This is a genomic window from Limnoglobus sp. (assembly GCF_059499385.1).
Genome location: NZ_JCABYM010000143.1, coordinates 25,440 through 48,959, shown reverse-complemented (window position 1 = coordinate 48,959; position 23,520 = coordinate 25,440). Strand labels below are relative to the sequence as shown.

Annotated in this window: 20 protein-coding genes; 12 read left to right on the top strand and 8 right to left on the bottom strand. The window is 68.8% G+C overall.

The genetic code is table 11. The features are described from left to right. Positions 1-124 precede the first annotated feature (124 nt). Together AC5JJ2_RS24610 and AC5JJ2_RS24605 are read right to left on the bottom strand one after the other, a co-directional pair. Entirely contained in the window at positions 125-1,444 is a 1,320-nt protein-coding gene (locus tag AC5JJ2_RS24610; protein ID WP_495860696.1) for a Gfo/Idh/MocA family protein, read from the bottom strand. 73 nt (positions 1,445-1,517) lie between these two features. Next, the gene (locus AC5JJ2_RS24605; protein ID WP_495860695.1) at positions 1,518-2,816 is read right to left on the bottom strand and encodes a 3-keto-disaccharide hydrolase; all 1,299 of its coding nucleotides are present in this window, start codon (positions 2,814-2,816) and stop codon (positions 1,518-1,520) included. A 145-nt stretch (positions 2,817-2,961) separates the two neighbouring features. On the opposite strand from AC5JJ2_RS24605, the gene AC5JJ2_RS24600 reads away from it, so the two are divergent. After that, positions 2,962-4,044, top strand: a complete 1,083-nt coding sequence (locus tag AC5JJ2_RS24600; protein WP_495860694.1) for a DUF2252 family protein — start codon at positions 2,962-2,964, stop codon at positions 4,042-4,044. On the opposite strand, the gene trhA is transcribed toward AC5JJ2_RS24600, so the two are convergent. After that, positions 4,025-4,699, bottom strand: a complete 675-nt coding sequence (gene trhA / locus AC5JJ2_RS24595; RefSeq protein ID WP_495860693.1) for a PAQR family membrane homeostasis protein TrhA — start codon at positions 4,697-4,699, stop codon at positions 4,025-4,027. The two genes, AC5JJ2_RS24600 and trhA, sit on opposite strands and share 20 nt — an antisense overlap. A gap of 77 nt (positions 4,700-4,776) precedes the next feature. Between trhA and AC5JJ2_RS24590 the strand changes: the two genes are divergently transcribed. Further along, positions 4,777-7,635, top strand: a complete 2,859-nt coding sequence (locus tag AC5JJ2_RS24590) for a WD40 repeat domain-containing protein (protein ID WP_495860692.1) — start codon at positions 4,777-4,779, stop codon at positions 7,633-7,635. Here AC5JJ2_RS24590 and AC5JJ2_RS24585 read toward each other — a convergent pair. From AC5JJ2_RS24585 to AC5JJ2_RS24575, 3 genes are read right to left on the bottom strand one after another with little or no spacing between them, the layout of a single operon-like run. Next, positions 7,613-8,866 carry an RNA polymerase sigma factor gene (locus tag AC5JJ2_RS24585; RefSeq protein WP_495860691.1) on the bottom strand — a complete coding sequence of 418 codons (1,254 nt, stop codon included), beginning with the start codon at positions 8,864-8,866 and terminating at the stop codon, positions 7,613-7,615. The genes AC5JJ2_RS24590 and AC5JJ2_RS24585 overlap by 23 nt on opposite strands. A gap of 12 nt (positions 8,867-8,878) precedes the next feature. Beyond that, positions 8,879-9,220, bottom strand: a complete 342-nt coding sequence (locus AC5JJ2_RS24580; protein ID WP_495860690.1) for a YciI family protein — start codon at positions 9,218-9,220, stop codon at positions 8,879-8,881. 44 nt (positions 9,221-9,264) lie between these two features. Continuing rightward, positions 9,265-9,894, bottom strand: a complete 630-nt coding sequence (locus AC5JJ2_RS24575; RefSeq protein ID WP_495860689.1) for a hypothetical protein — start codon at positions 9,892-9,894, stop codon at positions 9,265-9,267. Positions 9,895-10,120: 226 nt separating this feature from the next. Here AC5JJ2_RS24575 and AC5JJ2_RS24570 point away from each other — a divergent pair, with 226 nt between their 5' ends. The 8 genes from AC5JJ2_RS24570 (at position 10,121) to AC5JJ2_RS24535 (ending at position 16,374) form a co-directional block, all read left to right on the top strand. Beyond that, the gene (locus tag AC5JJ2_RS24570; protein ID WP_495860688.1) at positions 10,121-10,771 is read left to right on the top strand and encodes a hypothetical protein; all 651 of its coding nucleotides are present in this window, start codon (positions 10,121-10,123) and stop codon (positions 10,769-10,771) included. 48 nt (positions 10,772-10,819) lie between these two features. Continuing rightward, a complete protein-coding gene (locus tag AC5JJ2_RS24565) occupies positions 10,820-11,209 on the top strand; it encodes a hypothetical protein (protein WP_495860687.1) in 390 nt (129 codons plus the stop codon). A gap of 75 nt (positions 11,210-11,284) precedes the next feature. Continuing rightward, positions 11,285-11,530, top strand: a complete 246-nt coding sequence (locus tag AC5JJ2_RS24560) for a hypothetical protein (protein WP_495860686.1) — start codon at positions 11,285-11,287, stop codon at positions 11,528-11,530. A 250-nt stretch (positions 11,531-11,780) separates the two neighbouring features. Then, positions 11,781-12,734: a subclass B3 metallo-beta-lactamase gene (gene bla / locus AC5JJ2_RS24555; RefSeq protein WP_495860685.1), complete on the top strand. Its 954-nt coding sequence runs from the start codon at positions 11,781-11,783 to the stop codon at positions 12,732-12,734. 146 nt (positions 12,735-12,880) lie between these two features. Next, positions 12,881-13,486, top strand: coding sequence for an HAD family hydrolase (locus AC5JJ2_RS24550; RefSeq protein ID WP_495860684.1), 606 nt, complete (start codon positions 12,881-12,883; stop codon positions 13,484-13,486). A gap of 47 nt (positions 13,487-13,533) precedes the next feature. Next, positions 13,534-14,781, top strand: a complete 1,248-nt coding sequence (gene glyA, locus AC5JJ2_RS24545; RefSeq protein WP_495860683.1) for a serine hydroxymethyltransferase — start codon at positions 13,534-13,536, stop codon at positions 14,779-14,781. Beyond that, positions 14,778-15,209, top strand: a complete 432-nt coding sequence (locus tag AC5JJ2_RS24540) for a hypothetical protein (protein WP_495860682.1) — start codon at positions 14,778-14,780, stop codon at positions 15,207-15,209. The genes glyA and AC5JJ2_RS24540 overlap by 4 nt, the downstream gene beginning before the upstream one ends. Before the next feature lies 1 nt (position 15,210). Further along, positions 15,211-16,374: a THUMP domain-containing class I SAM-dependent RNA methyltransferase gene (locus AC5JJ2_RS24535; protein ID WP_495860681.1), complete on the top strand. Its 1,164-nt coding sequence runs from the start codon at positions 15,211-15,213 to the stop codon at positions 16,372-16,374. 2 nt (positions 16,375-16,376) lie between these two features. On the opposite strand, the gene AC5JJ2_RS24530 is transcribed toward AC5JJ2_RS24535, so the two are convergent. Next, entirely contained in the window at positions 16,377-18,218 is a 1,842-nt protein-coding gene (locus AC5JJ2_RS24530; RefSeq protein ID WP_495860680.1) for a hypothetical protein, read from the bottom strand. Positions 18,219-18,501: 283 nt separating this feature from the next. Between AC5JJ2_RS24530 and AC5JJ2_RS24525 the strand changes: the two genes are divergently transcribed. Further along, positions 18,502-21,339, top strand: a complete 2,838-nt coding sequence (locus AC5JJ2_RS24525; protein ID WP_495860679.1) for an LPS-assembly protein LptD — start codon at positions 18,502-18,504, stop codon at positions 21,337-21,339. 62 nt (positions 21,340-21,401) lie between these two features. Then, positions 21,402-21,818 (top strand): diacylglycerol kinase, encoded by a 417-nt coding sequence (locus AC5JJ2_RS24520; RefSeq protein WP_495860678.1) that lies wholly within the window; start codon positions 21,402-21,404, stop codon positions 21,816-21,818. A gap of 95 nt (positions 21,819-21,913) precedes the next feature. Here AC5JJ2_RS24520 and AC5JJ2_RS24515 read toward each other — a convergent pair whose 3' ends face one another. After that, entirely contained in the window at positions 21,914-23,509 is a 1,596-nt protein-coding gene (locus AC5JJ2_RS24515; protein ID WP_495860677.1) for a BBP7 family outer membrane beta-barrel protein, read from the bottom strand. Between the last annotated feature and the right edge of the window lie 11 nt (positions 23,510-23,520).

Below are 23,520 nucleotides of genomic sequence, written 5' to 3'. Positions count from 1 at the left end.
GGGTAACTGGCGCTTCTCTGGAACCCGGGGGATGTTACCGTTGAGCCGCGGGGGGGGGCGTGGGTGGGGTGGCCGGGCGGTCGCCGCGCTCGGCTCCGAAGACTCCGCCTCGCGGCTAAAACAATTACAACGAATCCGCGATCTCCCACCCCTTGCGGTACTCGCGGCGGACGAACTTGTTCGCCGCCGCGTCGTTCGTGATCGTCAGCTTCTCCGCGTCCCATTCCAGCGACTTGCCCGCGAACCGCGTCGAGAGGCAGCCGAGCAGGATCGCCTCCGTCATCGGCCCGGCGTAGGAGAACGGGGCGGATGTTTTCCCGTTGCCGCGGCACGCCTCCACGAACTGCAGGTAGTGGTTCTGCGCCTCCAGCCGCGGCAGGTCCTTCTTCTCCTTGAACTTCTCGTCCGGCAGCAGGACCGGGAAGCCGACGTAGGGCGAGTACATGACCCCCTCCGTGCCGACGTAGATGCTCCCCTGGTACTCCAGCTTCCGGCCGCCGATGTGGTTCGTCACCGCTTCCGGCGGGCGGCGCATGCCGTTCGTCCAGTGCAGGGTCAACGTCTCGGTCGTGTACTTCGTCTGCGGGAACTCGAACGTCACGGCCGTCTCCAGGCCCCAGCTGTCGGCGTGGGCCGGCTCGCCGGTCGAGCGGACCGTCTTCGGCGCGGTCAGGGCGAGGGAGCCGAACACCGGGTCGAGGATGTGGCAGCCCATGTCGCCGAACGTGCCGGTCCCGAAGTCGAGCCGACGCCGCCACTCGCCGGGGTGGTAGTAGCCTTTGATGAACGGCCGGTCCGCGGCGACGCCGAGCCAGCCGTCCCAGTTCAACCCGGCGGGCACGTCGTCCTTGCGGTCCGGGCGGGGCTTGTCGTCGCCCCACGTCTTGCCGCTCCAGCTATGGACTTCCTTCACCTTGCCGATCGCGCCGGACTGGATGGTCGCGACGACCGTGCGGTGCTCGGCCGCGGAGTGGACCTGGATGCCCATCTGGGTGACGACCTTCTTCTCGGCCGCGACCTTCGCCATGAGCCGGGCCTCGGCGACGGTCTGCGTCAGCGGCTTCTGCGTGTAGACGTGCAGCCCCTGCCGCATGGCGCGGAGCGAGATCGCCGCGTGCATGTGGTCCGGCGTGGAGATGTTCGCGGAGTTGAGATTCTTTTCCTTGTCGAGCAGCTCCCGCCAGTCGGAATAGACCTTCACGTCCGGGAACTTCTGCTTCACCTTCGCGACGCGGGCCGGATCGACCTCCGCGACGGCGACGAGCTTGACGTGCGGGCTGGCGGTGAGCGCCCCCCAGTCGGACGCGCCCATGCCGTCCGCGCCGAAGCTGGCGTGGTAGAGCGTCTCGCTCGGCGCGGCCGTGGCGTGCGTGCGGAAGACGAACGGGGCCGCGACGCCGGCGATGCCTTTAAGCGCGGACCGGCGCGTAATTCGAGTCGTCATGGGATGTTCCTGGATTGGGGAAAAAGGGCGAAAGCCCGCCGACGAACGTCGGCGGGGAGTGGCAACGACAACCTTACTTCTCGATCCTCTTGATCTTGATATTCCGGAACGCGACCGGGTCGCTGTGCCCCGCGAACCCGAAGAACCCGGCCTTCCGGTCCTTCCCAGGGTGCGGCGAGTTCGCCATGTACTCCTTGATCTTGGACAGGTCGGTGTCGAGGATCAGGTTGCCGTTCAACTCGACCTGGATCGTCGCCCCCTTGACCGTCACCTGCTGGAAGTTCCACTCGCCGACCGGCCGCTGGTAGCCCTTCTTCGCGGCCGCCATGCCGTAAGCCGAGCCGTGGGCCTGCCGCGGGTCGATGCCGGCGTAGTCCTCGGCGAGAATCTGCAACTCGCACATGCCGACGTAGGCCGTGTCCCCCTCGCCGGGGTAGCGGATCGCGAGGCCGTTGTTCCCCTTCGACGGCAGCTTGAACTCCAGGGCCGCGACGAAGTCGCCGTACTCCTCGGCCGTGTGCAGCACGCCGCCCTTCTTCGGCTTGCAGACGATCGCGCCGTCCTTCACCTCGTAGTTCTCGACCGCCCCCTTCCAGCCGGTCAGGGACGTGCCGTCGAACAGCTGCGTGAACCCGTCGCCGACTTTCTTCGCCAGGATGTCGTTCGCCTCGGCCGCCGTAAACTCCTTCACGAAGATGTTCCGCCAGCGGATTTCGCCGCCGTGGGTTTGCAGAAGGATGCTCCCCTTCTTCGGCAGCGGGGCGGCCTTGTCGAAGTAGTTCTCCATGAGCGCGTGATCGACGACGAGTTTGTCGTTCAGGTACACGGTCGTCCGCGCCCCGACCTGGATGATGCGGAACTTGTTCCACTCGCCGAACGGCTTGTCGGCCAGCACGAGCGGATCCTTGCCCTGCTTGTACTTGGTGTTGTTCCACAGCCCGCCGCTGCCGAACTTCTTGCCGAGGTTCTGCGGGTCGGCTTCCGTCGAGTCCCAGATTTGCACCTGCGGCGAGTTCTTCAGGTAAATCCCGGAGTCGGCCTTCGCGACCGTCTTGTACTCGACGTGCAGCTCGTAGTCCCCGAACTCCTTGACCGACGCCAGGTACGCCCCGTGGCCGTCGTTGACCAGTTCGCCGTTCTCGACCGTCCAGTGCTTCTTTGCCTCCTCGGCCCAGACCGCGGCGCGGGCGAAGACGGCCGTGCCGACCGGGTCGGTCGGGCCGACGCCCTTCTCGTGAATGGCCCACGGCGTCCAACCGGTCGTGTCCTTGCCGTTGAACAGGGCGGTGAACCCCGGCGGCGGGTCGGCGGCGGTCGCCGTGAGCGCGGCCGCGAGGAGGGTGAACGCGGAGAGTGACGAAGCGATTCGCATGAAAGTACCCGAAAGGAGTGGGAATCGTGCCGAATGCTCGGCGGGAGGCAGGTGTCGGCGATGATACCGCCCCCGGCCGGGAACGCCAATGGTTGCGTCCGGTTCCCGCATCTGCGAAGGTAGTCGCATCCCCGGAGGGCCGACCGTGAACGTCACCGAGGCGACCCGTTCCTACGAATCGTGGCTCCGCGCCCAGTGCGAGGCGAACGACAAGGATTTGGACTACAAGCACGACGAGATGGCGGACAACGCCTTCGCGTTCTTCCGTGGCACGTACTACCGGTGGGCGCAAGTCTGGCAGCGACACCTGCCGGACCTCACGACGGCCCCGCCGGTGTTGGCCGTCGGGGACTCGCACGTCGAGAACTTCGGGACGTGGCGGGACGCCGACGGGCGGCTCGTGTGGGGCGTCAACGACTTCGACGAGGCGGACGAGCTGCCGTACACGAACGACCTGGTCCGGCTGGCGACGAGCTTCCGGTTCGCGAAGACGGCCGCGACGCTGGACGTGAAGTCGTCGAAGGTGTGCGGCTGGCTGCTCGCCGGGTATCGGACGCAACTCCAACGGGAGGGCGAGCCGTTCGTGTTGGAGGAGCACCACCCGGAGCTGCGGGCGATGGCGATGGCCGAGGACCGGGAGCCGTTCGAGTTCTGGAAGAAGGTCACGAAGGTGCTGAAGGACGAACCCGCCGCCCCGCCCCCTGGCGTGTTGGAACGGCTCTCGGAATCGCTCCCCGTCCCCGCCGGGGAGGCCGCGGTGCGGTTCCGGTACAAGGTCGGCGTCGGCAGCCTCGGCAAGCCGCGGTACATCCTGCTCTCGAAGTGGGCCGGGTCGTGGGTCGCCCGCGAGGCGAAGGCGGTCACGCCCCCCTCGACGGCGTGGGCGAACAACACGCCGACCCCGTTCCGCGCGGCGGAACTCGAACGCCGGGCCGTGCGCTGTCCCGACCCGTTCTACCAGCCCGGCGAGCGGTGGATCGTCCGCCGGATCGCCCCGCGGAGTTACCGGATCGAACTCGAAGACCTCACGCGGGTGACGGACGTGCGGGTCCTGTTCCTGGCGATGGGGGCGGAGACGGCGAACGTCCACCTCGGCACGGCGGACGCACGGCCGGCGATCTTGGCCGACCTCGCCCGCCGGCCGGAGGGATGGCTCGCGGAGAGTTCCGTGGCGATGTACAACGCGATCCGGGCCGACTGGGAAAACTTCAAGGAGAACGGCCCGTGACCGGCCCGAACGGCAGGACGTACTTCACTAACAGGACGAGGTGCGCCGCCGTGCCGAGGATGTCGCACAGGTGCAGCAGTTCGTGCGGCCCCACGAGCGTCGGGATCAGCGTCGGCCACTTGACGGCTTCAATCACCGCGCCGCCGATGTAGAACGCCGCGAGTGCGAAAATCCAGAACAGTCCGCCCCAACCGAGCAGGCGGAAGTACGTCCGAAGGGGGATCAAGCTGGTCACCCCGAGGCCGACGTACAGCCCAATGAGCAGTTCGTGCGGGGCCTTCGGCAGCACCCACAGGCAAGCCGTGCCGACGGCCGCGAACGCGACCATGCCGCCGAGTTGCAACAGCCGGGCCGGCGGCGAGAGCAGGTAGACCGCGATCGGTACGTTCGACCCGACGATCAGCCAGTAGATGGCCGTCTGGTCGAGGAGCTGCCACAGCCGCTTCATCGCCGGGCTGTGCGTCGGGTACTGCAAGCCGTGGAACAAGCCGCTGCACAGGTAGAGCGTCACCGCCGTCAGCGAGTAAAAGAGGATGCTCAGCCGGTGCGATGCGGGGTGGTGGCGCGTGACGCGGACGAGGAACAGGCCGACGAACAAGCACCACGCGGCCGCAAACAGGTGGCTCGCGGCGCTCACCGGGTCGTGAAAGTCCATCCCGCCTCCTCGTTGACTCCAGGCGTGCGACCTGCGAAACTGCCCTTCCCGCCGAACATCCCGTCCGAGGTCTTGCGATGCTCCGCCGCTCCCTCCCGCTCGCCGCGCTCGCCGTCGCCTGTTGCTCGCTCGTCGCCCAGCCGCCGGCGGAGGTCAAGCCGTCGGTCACCTTCAAGGGGCACACGGAGCCGGTCTACGCGGTCGGCTACAGCCCGGACGGGAAGCTGGTCGCCACCGGAAGTTTCGACAAGTCCATCAAATTGTGGGACGCGGCCAACGGCAAGGAACTTCGCACCCTCGGCGGGCCGCAGGGCCACCAGAGTCTCGTCCTGTCCGTCGCGTTCTCCCCGGCCGGCGACCAGCTCGCCAGCGGCGGGGCGGACAACTTCGCCCGCGTCTGGGACGTGCCGAGCGCCAAGCCGACGACGGAAGCGGCCCTCGGTGGCAAGGGCGTGAAGGTCGCGGTTTCGCCGGACGGCAAGCAGTACGCGGCCGGGAACAGCGACGGCAAGGTCCGCGTCTGGTCCGCCGGCGACGGAAAACAGGTCGTGGAAATCTCGACCGGCACGGGCGTCGTCGCGCTGGCCTTCTCCCCGAACGGCCAGACGATTCTGACGGCGGGGGCGGACCGCATCCTTCGCTACTGGACGGTTGCGAACGGGCAGCCAATCGCGGCGGTCGGCACGGGGCCGACGGAGCTGAACGGCCTGCTCGCCCACCCGAGCGGCAATGTCGTCACGACTTCGACCGACGGCACGATCCGCGTGTGGCCGCAGCAGCCGCAGCCGGCGAAGAAGCTGGCGGACCTCGCGAGCGCCACCCTCGCCGTGCCGTCGCCGGACGGGAACGCCTTCGCCGTCGCTATGGCCGACAAGTCGATCAAGCTAGTGAACGCGGGCAGCGGCCAAGTGACGGCCACCATCCCGGCCGCCCCCGCCGCGGTCGAGGCGGTCGCGTGGAACGGCGATAACGCGACCCTCGCCGTGGCCACCGGCAACAAGGTGCTGCTCTGGGGGACCGACGGCAAGGCCCGCGGTGAGATCGCGGCCGACGCGAAGGCCGTGCGGGCCGTTAGCTTCGCGGCGAGCAAGACCGACCTGCTCACCGCCGGCGACGACGGCAAGCTCAAGCTCTGGAAGCTGCCGGTCGATCCGAAGAAGCCCGCCAAGCCGAAGGCGGTCGTGGCAGACGTGGCCGGCGTGAAGCTCGCGACGATGCTGCCGAGCGGTCAGGCCCTCGCGATCGGGGCGGGCAAGGCCGTCAAGGCGTGGGACGTGAACGCCGGCAAGGATGTTCGCACCTTCGGCACGCTCGCCGACGCGCCGAAAGCCTGGGCGCTGTCCCGCGACGGGGCCCTCGTCGCCGCGGCCGCCGGGAAGTCGGTGAAGCTCTGGCAGACCGCCGACGGCAAGGAACTCCACTTCCCCGCCCTGCCCGCCGACGTGACGAGCCTCGCGTTCAGCCCGGACCGGCAGTTCCTACTCGTCGGGACGGCCGACAAGTCGGCGACGATCTTCTCCGTAGCGACCGGTCAGCCGCAGCAGTTCTTCCCGGCCGCGGGCAACCCGGTCGCCGTTGCGTACCACCCGAGCCAACCGCTCGTGTACGTCATCGACGACAAGTCCGTCACGCAACATCCGGTGTCGTTCGTCCGCAACGCGAAGGACGCCGACCTCGTTCGCGGCAACCTCACGGCCGTACCTAACACGAACTCGCTGCTCACGCTGAGCGCCACCAAGACGCTCGGCCGGTGGAACGTCGGCAACCTTCAGAAGGAACAGGGCATGGAACTCGCCGGTCCCGCGACCGCGTTCGCCGTGTCGAAGAACGGTCAACTGCTCGCGACCGTCGGGGCCGACTCGACGGTGCAGGTCTACACCCTCAGCAACAACCAACTCGCCGGGTCGTTCAAGGTCGCCGCGAAGGTGAGCGAACTCGCCTTCCACCCGAACGGCCAGTCGCTCGCCGGCGTCCTCGACGGCAAGACTGTGACGGTGTGGAACGTCCTCTTCACGACCGGTCAACCACTGCCGGCGGAGTTCGGCTCCGTCGTGCAGACGTTCCCGCACCCGGCCGCCGTCACGTCGATTGCGTACTTGAACGAGCAGCAACTCGTCACCGGCGACGACGCCGGGACGGCCCGCACTTGGCGGGTCGCGTCCGACCAGCCGACGCGCGTCCTGCAACACCCCAACCTCGTCGATTGCGTCGCCTTCGACAAGCACGGCAAGCAGCTCGCCACCGCCTGCCACGACGGGATCGTTCGCGTCTACGACCTGTCGAAGCCGGGCGCGCCGCCGGTGCGGGAGATCAAGGCCCACGTCGCGATGCCGCAGCCGCACCCGGTCTACGTCGTCGCGTGGTCGCCGGACGGCAAGCTCCTCGCGACCGGCAGCTTCGACCAGTCGATCAAGCTCTGGGACGCCGTCACCGGCAACCCCGTCCGCGAGATCAAGGGCTTCCCGCTCACACCGCCCGAGGCCGGGAAGCCCGTGCCGCCGGGCCACCGCGACCAGGTGTTCTGTCTCGCGTTCTCGAAGGACGGCAAGCTCCTCGCGTCCGGGTCGAGCGACCGGACAGTGAAACTCTGGGAGGTCGCCACCGGCAACCTCGTCCGCGACTTCCCGAACCCGAACCTGAAGGCGAGCGGCCCCGGTCAGCCGGTCCCGTCGCACGCCGGGTTCGTCCATGCCGTGCGGTTCGCCGCCGACGGCCAGTCGCTCGTTTCCGCCGGGACCGCGCCGCGGAACCAGGGGTCGCTCGCGGTGTGGGCCGTGGCCGACGGGAAGCTGAAGGCGGCGAGCGAAATTGCGTTCGGGCCGATCTACGCGCTCGATCTTGCGGCCGACGGGAAGAGCGTCCTCATCGGCTGCGGCCCGCGGGTTCGCACGGCGAGTGAGGCGGAAGCCTATGTCATCCCCTTGCCGACGAAGTGACGGCCTCGCACGCCGCCAGCCGCCGGAGGATCAGCTCCCGCTCGCCCGGCGACGCCACCAACGCCAGCGCGAGCGTCAACTGGTCCTTCGCCCGCTCGACCTGCCCGGCCCGCCGGCACAACTCGCCGACGACCGCCGGCCAGAGGTAGTACCCCGCCGGCACGTCCTCGGCTTCCAACGCCGTCAACCCCGCCCGCGGGCCGTCGCGCTGGGCCACCGCCACGGCCCGATTGAGGACGTGAACCGGCGTCGGCGCGATCCGGACGAGTAGGTCGTACAGTCCGACGATCTGCCCCCAATCCGTCGCCGCGAACGTCGGGGCCGCCGCGTGCTTCGACAGGATGCCGGCCTCGATGTGGTAGTGCGTGACCACGTCGCCGCTCGCCGACCGCACCAGCCAGTCCATCCCCTCGCGGACGAACCGGCCGTCCCACTTCGAGCGGTCCTGGTCTTCCAACAGGAGCTGCCCCGAGCCGGCGATCCGGGCGTCGAACCGGGCCGCGTGGAAGCAGATCAACGACACCAGCGCGAACGTCGTCGGGTCGGCCGTCGCCGCGTGGTCGGCCAGCATCCGGGCCAGCCGCAGCGCCTCGTCGCACACGTCCCGGCGGATCAGCGAGTCGGACTGGGCCGAGTGGTAGCCCTCGTTGAACAGCAGGTACACGACCGTCCGGACCGCTTCGAGCCGCTCGCCGAGGTGGTCGCGGGTCACGACCGCCGGGTCGAAGTCGATCTCCTTCAACCGGTCCTTCGCGCGGGCCAGCCGCTTGAAGACGTTCGCCTCCGTCGTCAGCAGCCCACGGGCGATCTCGCCGGTCGAGAAGCCGCAAAGCGTCTTCAGCGCGAGCGCCACCTGCGATTCCAGCGGCAGCGCCGGGTGGCAGCACGCGAACAAGAGCCGCAACTGGTCGTCCGCGATCTCGCCGGCCGGTTCCGCGCCGGCTTCCTGTTCCGGCGGCCGGGCCAACTTCTCCTTCAGCTCGGCCCACCGCTTGTCCCGCCGCAGGGCGTCCACCGCCGCGTTCCGGGCGACCCGGTAGAGCCACCCGGCCGGGTCGCCCGGGACGCCGCGGTGCGCCCACGATTGCAGTGCCTGGACCAACGCCCCCTGCACCACGTCCTCGACCAACTCCAGCCGCGCGACCCCGACCGCACGGGTCAGGCCGGCGACCAGCCGGCCGTACTCGTGGCGGAAGAAGTGCTCGACCAGGTCGTAGGTGGGGGCGGCCATGAGACCGACATCTTACACGTACCCGGCCATCTCGCGAATCTCAACCGACCCGCCGTGCAGCACGGCCGGGCACTCTTTCGCGATGGCCGCCGCCTTGTCGTAGCTGTCGGCCTGGACGACGGAGTACCCGCCGAGCATCTCCTTCGCCTCGACGAACGGCCCGTCGGTGACGACGCCGGACTTCTGGACGACCTTGCCGGTCGGCTTCAGCCCGTCCCCGGCGTCCAGGATGTTGCCGGTCTGCATGAACTTGCCGATCCACTCCCCCCACGCGCCGAGGGAGGCTTGAATCTCCTCCGGCGACGGCTGCGGCCGGACGGCGGAGTCGCGGTAGACGAACAGGAACTTCGGCATGATCGGTGTCCTCGTTACGACCGCGGGGCGGATTGTCCCGCGGGTCACCCACCCGACGAAGGGGGCGACGGCGATTGGACACGGAAACTTTCGGTTTGTCGAACTTCTTTTCCGCCCCGCCGCCGGTCGTGGCGTGCCCGCGCCCGCGCGAGTTCTCGCACCAGGTGTCGCCGGGCGATGGCCCGCACCCGGTCCGGGTCGCACGGCTTGCCGAGGGCCGCGCCGCGCTTCCGGACCGCGTTCACAATCATCCCGAACTTCTCCGGCTGCGTCCGCTCGTACTCGTCCACCAGTTCCTCGTCCGTCTTCGCCGGAAGCGGCTCGCCGTCGTCCGCGTCCTCTACTAGGTCCGCGGCCTTCGTCGGCGGTTCGACCGCAGCCACGTTCTCGACCGGAGGGTCCAGCGGCGCGAGCAACGGCTGCCGCGGGGGTGGCTTGGCCCCGGCGAGGTCGCGGCCGTGCCGCAGCCGGGTCTTTTCCAGGTCGAAGATGGCACGGGCGGCGCGTTCCGCCACGGCCTCGACCGGGCTGGCGAGCTGCCGCTGGTAGAAGAGCATCGCGGCGACGAGGGCGTCGGCCCAGGCGGCTTCGCGCCCCTGCGGCGTCCGTGGCAGCGGCGGGGCGAATTGTGAGGCGATGCGGTTGGCGACGGGCGGCGGTGCGGTCGCGGTCATGGCGGAAACCCCGAGAGTGAAGATGTGCCATCGTAGGGAAGCATCTGAACAAATGTCAATCATCGTTGCGACAGAATTCCGGTGGCGGGCGGGATAGGTTTTGACCGGGCCACGGCCGGTTGCTAGGCTGAGGGCCGGCACTCAGCCGAAGCGGGGCGAACAAGACCCGGATTTATGTGATCCGTGGATTGAGATAAACACCTGTTCGGCGGCGGAGGGCCTGCGGGTGGCGGAAGCGGCAGCCAGTGATGCGTTCCTGGCGTGGGCGGCCGGCGTCGGCGTCGGGTTCGACCCCCGCTACCCCGACGCCCGCTGCCTCGGCCTGCTCCCGCCCCGCGACTCGGCCCGGTTCTGGGCGCTGCCCGGTGACCCCGGGACATGGCCCCACTTCGCCGCGTCGGTCCTCGGGGGACTGGACCGGTGGGAGGCCGGCTACCTGTGGCCCCGACCCGGCCGGTGGCCCGCCGCCGCGGACTCGCAGTCGGCCAGCGAGCGTGTTCGGGATGTGGTCCTGCGGGGGGCCGGTGTCCCCGACGGGTGGGCCGGGGCCGTCCGCTTCGGCCGCAGCGAGCGGCCGGCGGTGCTCGCCGCGGTGTTCGCGTACCTGGCGTTCGGGTGGTGCTCGGGCGACGACCTGTACTTCGTCCCCGACCACGGGCGGCAGGTGGTGCAGACCGACCACCACGACGTGATCCACGTCGAGTGCGGCGACGAGGGCCGGGTGGCGGAGCTGGTCGGGCACATGGCGGCGGCGGGCTACCCGCTACCGACCGAGCCGCCGGACGAGACGTTCAAGTGGCCGGGGTGGATGCCCCGAAGGCACGCCGAACCAGGCGCTGCAGCAGACGGAGGCCCCAAAGCGGGCCGCCGCTGCTGAGCGGAGTCGTTCGGCGGCGGAGGGCTTCCGGTGGTGGTAGGCGACTGGATGGGCAGTCTGTACAGCACCGGCGGTCGCCGTTGGGACTTGTTCTTGTTCCTCGATCACGACGGACGTTACGAGCGAACCGTTCGCATGGAGCCGGACTACGAGCGGCGGGATGTCGGCCGCTGGGAATACGACGAGCCAGCCCGGACGCTGCGGCTGGCGTCGGACACCCCCGACTCGTCCGACCGCATGTCCGGCGGTTGGTCCGTGCTTTCGGTCAGCGGCTGCGAGGACTCCAACGTGCTGCTGGTCTTGCAGGAGATCGTCCTGGCCAGCCGCAACCTGCCGGTCGTGCTATCACGGGTCCACTGCAACGGCCGTGGGTACGGCACTGGCTGGGAGCAAAGGCACGCCGAACCAGGTGCTGCACCTGACGGCGGGGGCAGGTAGGCTTTCTGGGGTTCATAGCTCACTCGGCCCCCGCCGCTGCTGAGCTGGGGCGTTCGGCGGCGGAAGGGCGGAGCGATGGGCGAGGTGGTCCTCACGCTCGATGCGGACACCGGGCGGCATCGGGCGCGGGTGTCCCGCACGTCCGGTGGGGCGTATCGGGTTGAGGTGGAGCGGCTGATCCAAGCCTACGACGCCGGTGGCGAGTGGCGGGGCGAGTTCTGGTCCGCCATCCCCGGCATCTGCTCGTACACCGACAGCTTGGAGCGAGCCGCGGAATTGGCGGCCGAGGTCTTGCGGGCCGGACAGGCGGTCGAGCCGTGAGTCAGCGCAAACGCCGAACCAGGCGCTGCACCTGACCCGGCGGGCATGTAGGGTTTTCGAGATTCACAGCTCCCCGCACCACCGGGCCGGTGAGGTGGGTCGTTCGGCCGCGGATAGCACAGGGATGGCGGTCGGTGCGGTCCATCGCTTCGTGGTCGGGCCGGGCGCGGACATCGGACCGATAGGCGTTTCCAGGTTCAAGCTCACCGTGCCGACAGGTGGGTAAGGCGTTCTTTTGCCCCCGAATTGTATGAAATCGACCCAGCCGCGAACCGCCCTTGCCGCCGTCGCGCTGGCCTTCGCCCTCGGTCCGGCGACCGCCCAGGACCCGCCGCGGCCGACGCGGGACGAACTGGCGAGGGACAGCAAACTGTTCCTCACGCTCGCCGGGAAGCTCATGAAGTGGGAGGAGCCGACCGAGCCGGTGCGGATCGCCGGGCCGGTCCACTTCGTCGGCACGACGGGGCTGGGGGCGTACCTCCTCGCCACCGCCGACGGGCACGTCCTGCTCAACACCGGGATGCCGTCGTCCGGGCCGATGATCGTCGAGTCGATCGCGAAGCTCGGGTTCAAGGTCAAGGACGTGAAGGTCATCATCACCGGCCACGCCCACGTCGATCACGTCGGGGCGCTGGCCTACGTGAAGGAACAAACCGGGGCGGCGGTCGCGGTCATGCGCGAGGACGTGAAGGCCGTCGAGGACGGCGGGAAGGACGATTTCCACTACGGCCGGGACTGGAAGGTCATGGGGTTCCCGCCGTGCAAGGTGGACCGCGTGCTGCGGGACAAGGACACGATCAAGCTGGGCGACGTGACGCTGACGGCCCACCACACGCCGGGCCACACCCGCGGGGCGACGACGTGGGTGGCGAGCGTCGTCGCGGACGGCAAGCCGCTCGTCGTGGCGTGGCCGGACGGCGGCGGCATCAACCCCGGCTACCGGCTGGCGAACGACCCGTCCTACCCCGGCATCGCGGACGACTACCGCCGCACGCACCACTTCTGGGAGATGCTCAAGCCGGACGTGTTCCTCCAGGCGCACACGGAGGCATTCGACTTCGCGGAGAAACGGAAACTCGCGAAGGCCGAGGGCGTGGCGGCGTGGCGGAACGCGGAGGAGTACCGCCGCTGGGTGGCGGCGAAGAAGCGGGCGTTCGAGGACCAGATGGACGAGGAGATGAAGGCGACGAAGCCGGCGAAGTGATGTCGTCTTTGTCCCGTTTGCTCTCCCCACGGATGTTCATCCGTGGGCTTCGCCCAATCACAAAAATGCAGGGCGAAAGCCCGCGGACGAACGTCCGCGGGGACGTGTTGCAAATACGGCACGCTGGGGACCGTAAAATCCCCGACATGAAAACCATCTTCCTCGACTTCGGCAACGTCATCGGGTTCTTCGACCACGACCGGGCCGTCCGGCAGCTCGTCGCGCACACCGACATGCCCGCCGTCGAACTCGAGAGCAAGCTCTACTCCGGGCCGCTCGCGGAGGACTACGACTCCGGCCGGATCAGTACGACCGAGTACCTCGACCGCGCGATTGCACTCGCGAACCTGTCCTGCTCGCCGGACGAGTTCGTGGCGATGTACACGGACATCTTCTGGCCGAACCCGGACGTGTGCGAACTGGTCCCGCGGTTGGCGAAGAAGTACCGGCTGGTACTGGCGAGCAACACGAACGACGCACACTACTCGCGGCTGACGACGATGTTCGCGGACGTGCTGGGCCACCTCGATCACCGGGTCGCGTCGCACCTCGTCGGGGCGAAGAAGCCGCGGCCGGAGTTCTACGAGCGGGCGCAGGCGTTCGCGAACGCCGACCCGCACGAGTGCGTGCTGGTGGACGACCTGCCGAAGAACATCGCCGGGGCGGAGTTGCACGGGTGGAAGGGCGTACTATACCGGTCGGGCGACCGGTTGGCGGACCGGCTTCTCGCGGCGGGGGTTTCGTTCGATTGAGCGATTCGCTACAAAAGAGGTATCGCCACAATTCCCGAGAGTTCGCGATGAATCCGCTGCAGTACGCCGACCCGGAGGTCTTCCACGCCATCCGCGGGGAGCGGAACCGCCAGAAGTTCGGCCTGGAGATGATCGCCAGCGAGAACTACGCCAGCCCGGCCGTCCTCGCGGCCCAGGGCACGGTGCTGACGAACAAGTACGCCGAAGGCTACCCCGGCAAGCGGTACTACGGCGGGTGTGAGTTCGTGGACGAGGCCGAGAAGCTGGCCATCGACCGGGCGAAGAAACTGTTCCACGCCGACCACGTCAACGTCCAGCCGCACAGCGGGGCGCAGGCGAACATGGCCGTGTTCCTCGCGGCCCTCAGCCCCGGCGACACGATCCTCGGCCTCGACCTCGCGCACGGCGGCCACCTGACGCACGGGATGAAGCTGAACTTCTCCGGGAAGTATTTCAACGTCGTCAGCTACGGTGTTACGAAAGAGACGCACCGGATCGACTTCGACCACCTCGCGAAGCAGGCCCGCGAGCACAAGCCGAAGCTCGTCATCGCCGGGGCGAGCGCGTACAGCCGGGTCATCGACTTCGCCAAGTTCGCGGAGATTTGCAAGGAGGTCGGGACGCTGTTGTTCGTGGACATGGCGCACATAGCCGGGCTGGTGGCGGCGAAGCTGCACCCGGACCCGGTGCCGCACGCCGACTTCGTGACGACGACGACGCACAAGACGCTCCGCGGCCCGCGCGGCGGGATGACGATGTGCAAGGCGGCGTGGCAGCCGAAGATCGACTCGGCCGTGTTCCCCGGCGTGCAGGGCGGGCCGCTCATGCACGTCATCGCGGCGAAGGCCGTCGCGTTCGGCGAGGCCCTCCGGCCGGCGTTCCGCGAGTACTCGCAGCAAGTCATCGACAACGCCCGGTGTCTGGCCGAGGAGCTGATGCGGCACGACTTCAAGCTCGTGTCCGGCGGGACGGACAACCACCTGATGATGATCGACGTGTTCGCCCGGTTCGGCGTCGGCGGCAAGCAGGCGGAGACGGCGCTCGACACGGCCGGGATCACGGTGAACAAGAACATGATCCCGTTCGACCCGCGGAAGCCGATGGACCCGAGCGGCATCCGGATCGGCACGCCGGCGCTGACGACCCGCGGGATGAAGGAACCGGAGATGCGGCAGATCGCCCGGTGGATCACGGACGTGCTCGCGAAGCCGAACGACGACGACCTACTGTCCCGCGTCCGCGGCAGCGTCCGGGAGCTGTGCGAAGAGTTCCCCGTCCCGTCGGAAGCGGAGTGACCGTGGGACAGGTGTTCGGCGCGTTGGTGTGCTTCGGCGGGCTGCTGCTCGGCATCCTGTCGTTCGCCGTGTTCGTCTTCCGGCTCGCCTGCCACTGGTGCCGGCTGGAGCGGCCGACGTTCTTCGCCGCCGCCGGCATCGTCGTCGTGTCGTGGATCGTCTGGGCCATCGTCGAGGCGGTGATGATCGCCGTCCTGCAGGAGGTCTACCAGGCCGCCGGCTACCCGCCGTGGGAGGCGCGGATCGTCGGGTTCTTCGTCGGCCTGCCGTCTCACCTCGTCGTCACGACCGTCCTGCACATGGCGCTCATGCGGGTGAAGCTCGGCAAGGCGATCGAGGTCTGGTTCATCCAACAGCTCATCCTCTTTTCCATCATCCTGAGCATCACCGGCGTGGTCGTCGTTGCGGTGCTGGCCGCGAGGGGTTGACGTGCCCCGCTATTTCGCAACGTGTGCCCGCGGCCTGGAAAAGACCCTGGCCGGGGAACTGACCCGCCTCGACGCCGAGCACGTCGATCCGGGCCGCGGCGGTGTGTCGTTCGCGGGCGGCCCCGCCTTGCTCTACCGGGCGAACCTTTGGCTGCGGACGGCCGTGCGCGTTTTGCAGCCGGTCCACGAGGCCGACGTGCGGACGCCGGACGAGTTGTACGACGCCTGCCGCCGCGTCAACTGGTCGGAGTACATGACGCCGGACCACACGTTGGCGGTCGATTGCAACGTCCGGGATTCCGGCATCACGCACAGCCAGTACGCGGCCCGGCGGGTGAAGGACGCGATCTGCGACCAGTTCCGCGAGCGGGCCGGCCGCCGGCCGAGCGTGGACACGGACACGCCGATGGTCGGCCTCAACCTCCACGTCTTCCGCGACCACATGGTTCTGAGTTTGGACTCGTCCTGGCACTCGCTGCACAAGCGGGGGTACCGGCCGATCCAGACCCGCGCCCCGCTGAACGAGGCGCTGGCCGTCGGCCTACTTCACGCCGCCGGGTGGGACGGCACGGCCCCGCTCGTGGACTGGATGTGCGGGTCCGGCACGTTCTGCATCGAGGGGGCGTGGCTGGCGACGAACAAGGCCCCCGGCCTGATGCGGAAGTGGTTCGGGTTCATGGGCTGGCCGACGTTCGACCGGGCACTCTGGTCCGCGATCCGCGACGAGGCTCGGACGGGTGCGAAACCGCTGACGGTGGCAATCGAGGGCAGCGACATCCGGCGGGACGCCTACGAGTTCGCGAAGACGAACGCGAAGGCGGCGGGGCTATCGACCGCGATCAAGTTGACGATGCAGGACTTGAAGGACGCCCGCCCGCCGGCCGGCCCGCCGGGCGTGCTGATCTGCAACCCGCCCTACGGCGAACGGCTCGGCGAGGAGCGGGAGCTGGTCGGCCTCTACCGGCTGATGGGCGAGAGCTTCGCGGCCCACTGGAAGGGGTGGCGGCTGCTCGTCTTCACCGGCAACGACTGGCTGGCGAAGCAGGTCCCGCTGAAGGTCGTCCGCAGCACGCACTTCTTCAACGGCAGCCTGCCGTGCAAGCTGTGGGAGTACCGCGACTTCGCGTTCGGCGCGGGGCCGGTGTATGAGCGGCCCGCCGACTGACCTCACTGCACGCGGTCGATGGTCTTCTTCTCGATCCGGTACATTGGCAGCTCGCGGACCCGCTTCCAGACGGCGTTGTACGCGTCCTTGAACTTCACGTTCGTCGTCGAGACGAAGTCCGCCTTGAACCGCTCGGCCGAGATGCCGTCGCGGAACCCGTCGATCTTCGCCACGTAGTCGTCCACGGCAAATTTCTTGCCGACCGCGGCCAACTCCCGCGCCGGGTCGCGCTTCAGCCGCTTGGCGAACTCGATGCCGCTGAAGTCGGCGCACAGGTCGGCGAAGCTGAACCCGCTCGCCTTCGTCATGTCGCTCTGCTCCTTCATCAGCCCGGCCGTCTCCGCCAGTTCCGGTCCGGCCATCTCCGTCAGCGCGGCGGAAATCACGAAGTGCTGGCACAGGTCCCGCCGGCCGCGGATCGTGGGAATACTCAGCACAACGAGCCGCTGGCGGCGCTCGTCGTCGGTTTCGACGGCCTTGCAGAACGCGCCGGTGATCGGGTTGTCGCGCAACACCGTCGAGTCGTCGAGGGCCAGCCCGATGCCGAGGAGGAACGCGGCCTGGCGGTACTCCTTGTCGAGCGACGCCGCGGTCAGCGCCGCCTCCTGAACGTAAGCCGCCGTCAGCGCGTCGCCCTTCAGCCGGGCCGGCTGCCCCGTGGCCGGAAGTTTTGCGTTGGCCTCGGCCTTCGCCGCGACGGCCTTCACGACGATCCGCACGGCCTCTTCCTTCGCGCTCCGCTCCACCGGCGACGCCGGCTTCGGGGCGACCGGCACGCCGCCGGCCGGGACCACGCCGCCGGGCACGATTCCCGCGCGGTCGAGCATCCCGAGGTAGTTGTCCGGCAGCCGCTCGTCCGGTACGGCGGTCAGGAACGTGCCGTAGATGCGGCCGAGGCGAATCTGCGTAGTAGGCGAGAGGTCGGACAGCCGCTTCACCTTGCCGGTGCGGAGGTCGTCCGCGGTGAGGTTCATCGCGAGGACGTTGAGCGGGTCGAACCCGATGCGGAACTTCGCCTGGACCGCCTGTCCGTCGCCGAGCCGCGGCCGCATCGCCGACGACCGGTCCGGGCACGTCACCGCGCCGAGGTAGCGGCCGAGTTGTTGGACCAGGACTTCGACCCGCTCCGACTCGGACCGCGGGTCGCCCTCGCGGATGAGAAGGTGCGATTGCAACGCCACGACCGGCGCGGCGAACGGCACGGCCTTCTCGTTCGGCAGCGGCTGGAGCCGCCGGCTGGTGTAGCCGATCGCCAGCGTCATCGGCTCGGTCGGGACGACCTTCTTGAAGTCCTCCTGGAGTGCGAACAGGTCGGCCGCGTTCGGGTCGGCGTCCCAGGTTCCCACCTCCGTGACCTCGAAGCTGACGTTCGCGGCCGCCTTCAGAATCTCCGCGGCTTGGGCGAACCGCTTCTTCAGCGCCGGCTCCCAGACCGCCTTCGTCCGCCGCTCGGAGTCATCGACGAGCAGCTTCACGGCGACCTTGTGCGTCGCCGCGGACGCCGTCGCCGGCGTCGGATTGCCGACTGGCGGGGCGTTGCCTTCGAGTTTGACGCCGTGAAGCTCGGTCGTGTTGTTGCGGCTCGTGAAGACGTAAACGCTGTAGGCGTCCAGTTCGAGGACGTTCTGCTTGTCCGTTGAAGTGAACGTCGCCACGGCCGTCTTGTCGCAGGCGAACGCGCGGGCCTCGCCGGGGGCGAGTTTCTCCGATTGCTTCTCGCCGCTGTCCGGCTTCAACTCGAAACTGATAGCGTCGTTCGAGTTGTTCCCGATCACGACGACTGCGGCGGACGCGGGGGCGGCGAAGGCCGCGCAGATCAGGCAAGCGAGGAGTTTGCGAAGCATCGCGGGAGTCCGGGGTCGGGGTGGGAGCAATGTTCGGATCGTAGCAGCGAAACGGGAGGGGTCAAGGAAGGAGACTGACTTCCGAAGTCCGGCTTCGACTTCGGAAGTCGAACCGGTGCGGCGGCGTCTGCGAGATCGGAGTACGCACCCTTTCCCCCTCGACTTACGAAGTCGAAGCCGGACTTCGGAAGTCAGGTTCCGCGGGCTTGGCTTGACGCACCTTGCGGCCCGGTTATAGTCCCCGCCCTGACCTCCCTACCGTGATCTAGCCTCCGGAGCGGCCGTGGCCTGCCGAGCGGCGTTCATCCTCCTGATGTTGGCGGCTACCCTCGGCGTCGCGCCGGACGGGGCGGCCCAGGACGTGCCCCGGTTCCCGACGCTGCCGCTCGACACCCGCCGGCCGTCGCCGCCGGTCACCGCCTTCCAGTTGCCGCTCCCGCCGCCGTCGCTGCCGCCGGTGTCGAACCTGTTCGACAACACGCTACCGCCGACGCCCGCCCCGGCCCCGCCGCCGCCGGCGAACGAGGAGACGTTCCTCCCGGACGGGTCGCGGATCAACCTGCCGGCCAACGCGAAGAAACAACTCATCCGGTTCAGCCCGCGGTACGGCGTGCGGAACAAGTTCGACTTCGAGAAGCTGCCGGACGGCACGCAGCGGGTCGTGTACACGGCCGGGCTGATCGTGAACGTCGTCTACGACATCGAGACGCGGACCGGCCTCGCGCAGCAGGAGTACGAGTTCGCCGCGGACAACATGGTCATCTGGTTGAAGAACCTCAAGGACGAGGAAATCGGCGGCGAGTTCCCGATCAACCCCGGCGAGGGGAGCAAGCTCGAAGTCGAAATCTACATGACCGGGAACGTCGTCATCCGGAGCAAGGACGAGCAGGCGAGCGGCCTCGGCGGGCGGAAGACGGTCGTGACGCGGACGCTGCGGGCCGAGCAGATTTACTACGACGTGAACCGCAACCGCGCGGTCGCGCTCCAGGCGGACCTCGAGTTGGCCTACGACAACGTGAAGGAGACGATCCACCTGACCGCCGACCGGATGGACCGGCTCGGCCGGTCCGAGTGGCGGGCGAAGCGGGGCCGGGCGTTCTCCAGCAAGCTGCCGTCCGACCCGGCGCTCGAGTTCCTGTCGAGCGAGGCGACGTTCACCGAGCGGGAGACGGTCCTGCGGAACATCTTCGGCCTCCCGTACCGGAAGCTGCCGACCGGCGAGGTCGAGTACGGGTACGAGCGGGTCCTGACCGGCCGGAACGCGCGGATCGAGCTACTCGGCGTCCCGACGTTCTACACGCCGTACCTGCGGACCGACCCGTCCGAGCCGCTCGGCCCGCTCCAGGGGATCGCGTTCGGCAGCGACGCCGTGTTCGGCGTGCAGGTGTACACGACGTGGGACCTGTTCAAACTGCTCGCCCTCCGCGCGCCGCCGGGGCACAGTTGGAAGCTGAACCTCGACTACCTCGGCGACCGCGGGCCGGGGTACGGCACGGACTACAACTACTCGAACCCGAACTTCTTCGGGTTCGGCGGGCCGAACCGCGGGGCCGTCAGCCTGTACGGGATCAACGACGGCGGCGTGGACAACCTCGGCGAGCCGCGGGGGCCGGAACCCCGGCAGTCGCTGTTCCGCGACGGCGAGCGGATCTTCCGCGGCCGGGCGAACTGGCGGAACCAGCAGGAGCTCTTCGCCGACCGCGACCGGGACGGGCTGCTCACGGCCGGGCCGTTCCTGACGCTCCAGAACCAGTTCGCCCACCAGAGCGACAAGAACTTCCTCGAGCAGTACTTCAAGCAGGAGTTCGACAACGGGCCGAACCAGGAGACGTTCGGCTACCTGTCCGGCAGCACCGGGCGGCTGTCCGGGTCGCTGCTCGTGCAGGGCGGACAGGACCGGAACTGGATGACCGAGACGCGGTGGCTGCCGAAGGCGTCCGGGGCACTTTTGGGCCAGTCGTTCTTCGACCTGTTCACATACCACACGCGGGCGGACGTGGGGTACGCGGAACTGCGGCCGAGCCAAGTCTACCCGCCGCCGGTGCTCGACACGGAGCAGCAGCGGATCGAGACGGGCCGCATCGACTGGTGGCAAGAAGTCAGCCTGCCGGTGAACGCCGGGCCGGTGCGGGTCGTGCCCTACGGCATTCTGGACCTGACCGGGTACACGAACGACCTGAACGGCGACAGCCGCGGCCGGGTGTACGGCGGCGGCGGGGCGCGGGCGGCGGTCTCGTTCTCCCGCCTCTACCCGAACGCGAGCAGCGAGCTGTTCAACGTGAAGGGGCTGAACCACAAGGCGACGTGGCACGGGAACTACTACTACGCCCGCAGCAGCGTCGGGTACACGGAGTTCCCGCAGCTCGACCGGCTGGACGACGACACGATCGACTTCAGCCGCCGGACGACGACGCCGCTGCAGGGCACGCTCGTCGGCGGGCGGAGCGGCGACGCGCTGATGAACGCCGGGTTCTACGACCCGCAGCGGTACGCCATCCGCCGGCTCGTCGAGAACCGGATCGACACCCGCGACGACATCCAGGTCGTGCAGGTCGGCCTCGACCAGCGGCTCCAGACGAAGCGGGGGTTCCCCGGCCGCGAGCACACGATCGACTGGCTGACGCTCGACCTGTCCGCGTCACTGTTCCCGCAGCCGGACAAGGACAACTTCGGGAAGTCGGCCGCGTTCCTCGAGTACAGCACGATCTGGAACGTCGGCGACCAGACGGCCCTCGTCGCGAACGGGTGGTTCGACCCGTTCACGTCCGGGGCGCGGTACTGGAACGTGGGGGCGTACCTCAGCCGGCCGGACGGGACGAGCTTCTACCTCGGCTACCGCGAGACGGACCCGGTGAACAGCAAGGCGGTCACGCTGAACATCGGCTACCAGCTCACCCGGAAGTACGCCGTCGCGATCCAGTCGAACTACGACTTCGGGACGCAGCGGGCGCAGACGAACACGTTCCTCGTCAGCCGGACGGGGACGGACCTGACGTTCACCGTCGGGCTGACGTACAACCAGCTGACGAGCAACACCGGGGTGTCGTTCACCGTCATCCCGAACATCGCGGCCGCCGCCGGGCTGCGGCGGTTCGGGTCGCCGCAGTTCGGCGGGCAGTAACATTCTTCCGGTTTCGGATACGTTAACCGATGGGCCAACTCGATCCGAAGCCGAGGTGGGGCATGACCCCGAACCCGTTCGCGGGCGACGACTCCGCCACCCACCCGCGGGTGAAGAAGCCGCGGCCGTGGCGGGTGAAGTTCCAGGAAGCGTTCCGCGGCATGAAGCTCGGCGTCCGCGGGCACTCCAGCTTCTACGTTCACTTCTTCTTCGCGGCCCTGGTCGTCGCCGTGGCCGGGGCGCTCCAGTGCGACTGGCTAGAGTGGTGCCTTCTGCTCGGCTGCATCGGGTTCGTGTTCACGGCGGAGCTGTTCAACAGCGCCATCGAGACGCTGTTCCACGGCCTCGACGCGGAATCGAAGCAGCGGATTCAGGGATGTCTGGACATCGCGGCCGGGGCCGTGCTGATGGCGAGCCTGACGGCCGCGACCGTCGGCGGGATCGTGTTCGTGCGGCACTTCGTGAGGCTGTTCGGCTAAGATCGATGGCGAGCCGAGCGGCGTAAGCCGCCGGGTGAGTCTCGCGGACACTCACCCGGCGGCTTACGCCGCTCGGCTCGCAGATATTTGTCGAATCACCACCGCCACTGCAAACCGACGTTCACCCCCTGGGCGAAGAAGTCACGGTCCCGGAACGGGACCGTCGGCTTCGCGATCGGCAGCCGCGTCACGCCTTCCACCGGGAAGTTCGGGATGCGGGTGATGTCGATGTCCGTGTCGATCTGGTCGCCCGGCCGCAGCACGTTGCTCAGGTACAGGAAGTTGTACCCGACGAAGAACCGGCAGTGCGGCGTGATCTGGTACCCGATGTTGAACCCGACCTCCGGCACGACCGCGAACCGGCTGCGGCTGAACGACCCGATGTTCCCGCCGGGCACGGCGAGCAGCCCGCCGACGGCCGTGGCCGTCGTCCCGTTGCTCAGCGCGATCGTCTGCCCGCCGTCGATGATGACTTGCTGCTCCATCGTGCCCATCGACACCTTGCCGGTCAGGTTCGTGAACCACCGGCCGCGGCGGCGCTCGCCGGACAGCCCGACCGTGCCGCCGTAGAAGTGGTTTTCCGTCCGGAAGCTGTCGAACACCGTCCCGGACACGGCCTCCGGCACGCCGATCGTCATGTCCGAGTCGGCCGTGCGGGTGAACGACTCGACGATTCGCAGGTCTTCCGACAGGCTCACGTACTTGAACCCGCCGATCAGGTCCAGCCGCGAGCATGCGTTCCCGGCCAGTCGGCGACGGATATTCAAGTCCGCGCCCCACAGTTCCGTGTTAAAGGTCACCGTCGCCGACCCGGTAGACAGGCCGGGGGACGTGATGAGTTCCGAGAACGGGATGTTCTGGTTCAGGTTCGTGAACGGCCGGGCGAGGACCGGGAACTCGGTGCTGTTCGCCCGGAACGTGGTGCTGCTCTCGTCGAGGAAGAAGACGCTGCCGTCGATGGCCCACCGCTGGTCGCACCCGAAGTAGCGGCCGACGGCGAACCGCGCGCCGCTGTGGAACGTGTCGCCGAACGTGCCGTTGCCGAGCAGCACGCGGGTGTCCGCGTTGCCGAGAATCCCGGCCGACGCGGGCGAGCTGGTCGTGACGAGGGCCGGGAAGTCGGCGCTCTTCGTGAACCACGCGAGGTACTCGGCGGACAGCCACCACCGGTGCGGGTCGCCGTCGTACGGCGCGAGGAGGCGGCCGAAGGTGGGCACGCCGGGGGCGCAGCCGCCGGGGCCGCACCGCGGCGAGTTGGAGCCGCCGAACAGCGGCGCGTCCAGGTCCGGGGCGGGGACCATGCTGTACGGCGACGGCACGTATGTCGGGTGCGGCATTTCCGCCGGCATCCCGACGGCCGGGCCGAGCGTCGCGCCCGGTTGCGGGTTCACCTCGCGGATGGACGGCCCCTGGCCGAGCGGCCTCGGCATCCCGAGCTGCATCGGCGCGGCCCCCATCGGCATGGGCATCGGCGGCTGGCCGCCCGGCATGGGCATCGGCATCGGGCTGCCCATCGGCGGCAGCGGCAGGTTCCCGCCCGCCTGCGCCCGGACGATGACCGACGGCTCGTCGGCCGCGCGGGCGGCGGAAATGCGGACCGGGGACCGGGGCGCGGCCGACCCAGGGGGTTGGGCGTACACGGTGGCGTGAAAGGCGGTGAATCCGAGCCCCGCGGCCAGCAGGCGGCGCATGGTGATGGTCC

What these genes read in the sequence shown, in the direction of transcription:
- AC5JJ2_RS24610 (WP_495860696.1), bottom strand. Translation starts at nt 1,444, where the DNA reads ATGACGACTCGAATTACGCGCCGGTCCGCGCTTAAAGGCATCGCCGGC.
- AC5JJ2_RS24605 (WP_495860695.1), bottom strand. Translation starts at nt 2,816, where the DNA reads ATGCGAATCGCTTCGTCACTCTCCGCGTTCACCCTCCTCGCGGCCGCG.
- trhA (WP_495860693.1), bottom strand. Translation starts at nt 4,699, where the DNA reads ATGGACTTTCACGACCCGGTGAGCGCCGCGAGCCACCTGTTTGCGGCC.
- AC5JJ2_RS24590 (WP_495860692.1), top strand. Translation starts at nt 4,777, where the DNA reads ATGCTCCGCCGCTCCCTCCCGCTCGCCGCGCTCGCCGTCGCCTGTTGC.
- AC5JJ2_RS24585 (WP_495860691.1), bottom strand. Translation starts at nt 8,866, where the DNA reads ATGGCCGCCCCCACCTACGACCTGGTCGAGCACTTCTTCCGCCACGAG.
- AC5JJ2_RS24580 (WP_495860690.1), bottom strand. Translation starts at nt 9,220, where the DNA reads ATGCCGAAGTTCCTGTTCGTCTACCGCGACTCCGCCGTCCGGCCGCAG.
- AC5JJ2_RS24575 (WP_495860689.1), bottom strand. Translation starts at nt 9,894, where the DNA reads ATGACCGCGACCGCACCGCCGCCCGTCGCCAACCGCATCGCCTCACAA.
- AC5JJ2_RS24565 (WP_495860687.1), top strand. Translation starts at nt 10,820, where the DNA reads ATGGGCAGTCTGTACAGCACCGGCGGTCGCCGTTGGGACTTGTTCTTG.
- AC5JJ2_RS24560 (WP_495860686.1), top strand. Translation starts at nt 11,285, where the DNA reads ATGGGCGAGGTGGTCCTCACGCTCGATGCGGACACCGGGCGGCATCGG.
- bla (WP_495860685.1), top strand. Translation starts at nt 11,781, where the DNA reads ATGAAATCGACCCAGCCGCGAACCGCCCTTGCCGCCGTCGCGCTGGCC.
- AC5JJ2_RS24550 (WP_495860684.1), top strand. Translation starts at nt 12,881, where the DNA reads ATGAAAACCATCTTCCTCGACTTCGGCAACGTCATCGGGTTCTTCGAC.
- glyA (WP_495860683.1), top strand. Translation starts at nt 13,534, where the DNA reads ATGAATCCGCTGCAGTACGCCGACCCGGAGGTCTTCCACGCCATCCGC.
- AC5JJ2_RS24530 (WP_495860680.1), bottom strand. Translation starts at nt 18,218, where the DNA reads ATGCTTCGCAAACTCCTCGCTTGCCTGATCTGCGCGGCCTTCGCCGCC.
- AC5JJ2_RS24520 (WP_495860678.1), top strand. Translation starts at nt 21,402, where the DNA reads ATGACCCCGAACCCGTTCGCGGGCGACGACTCCGCCACCCACCCGCGG.
- AC5JJ2_RS24515 (WP_495860677.1), bottom strand. Translation starts at nt 23,509, where the DNA reads ATGCGCCGCCTGCTGGCCGCGGGGCTCGGATTCACCGCCTTTCACGCC.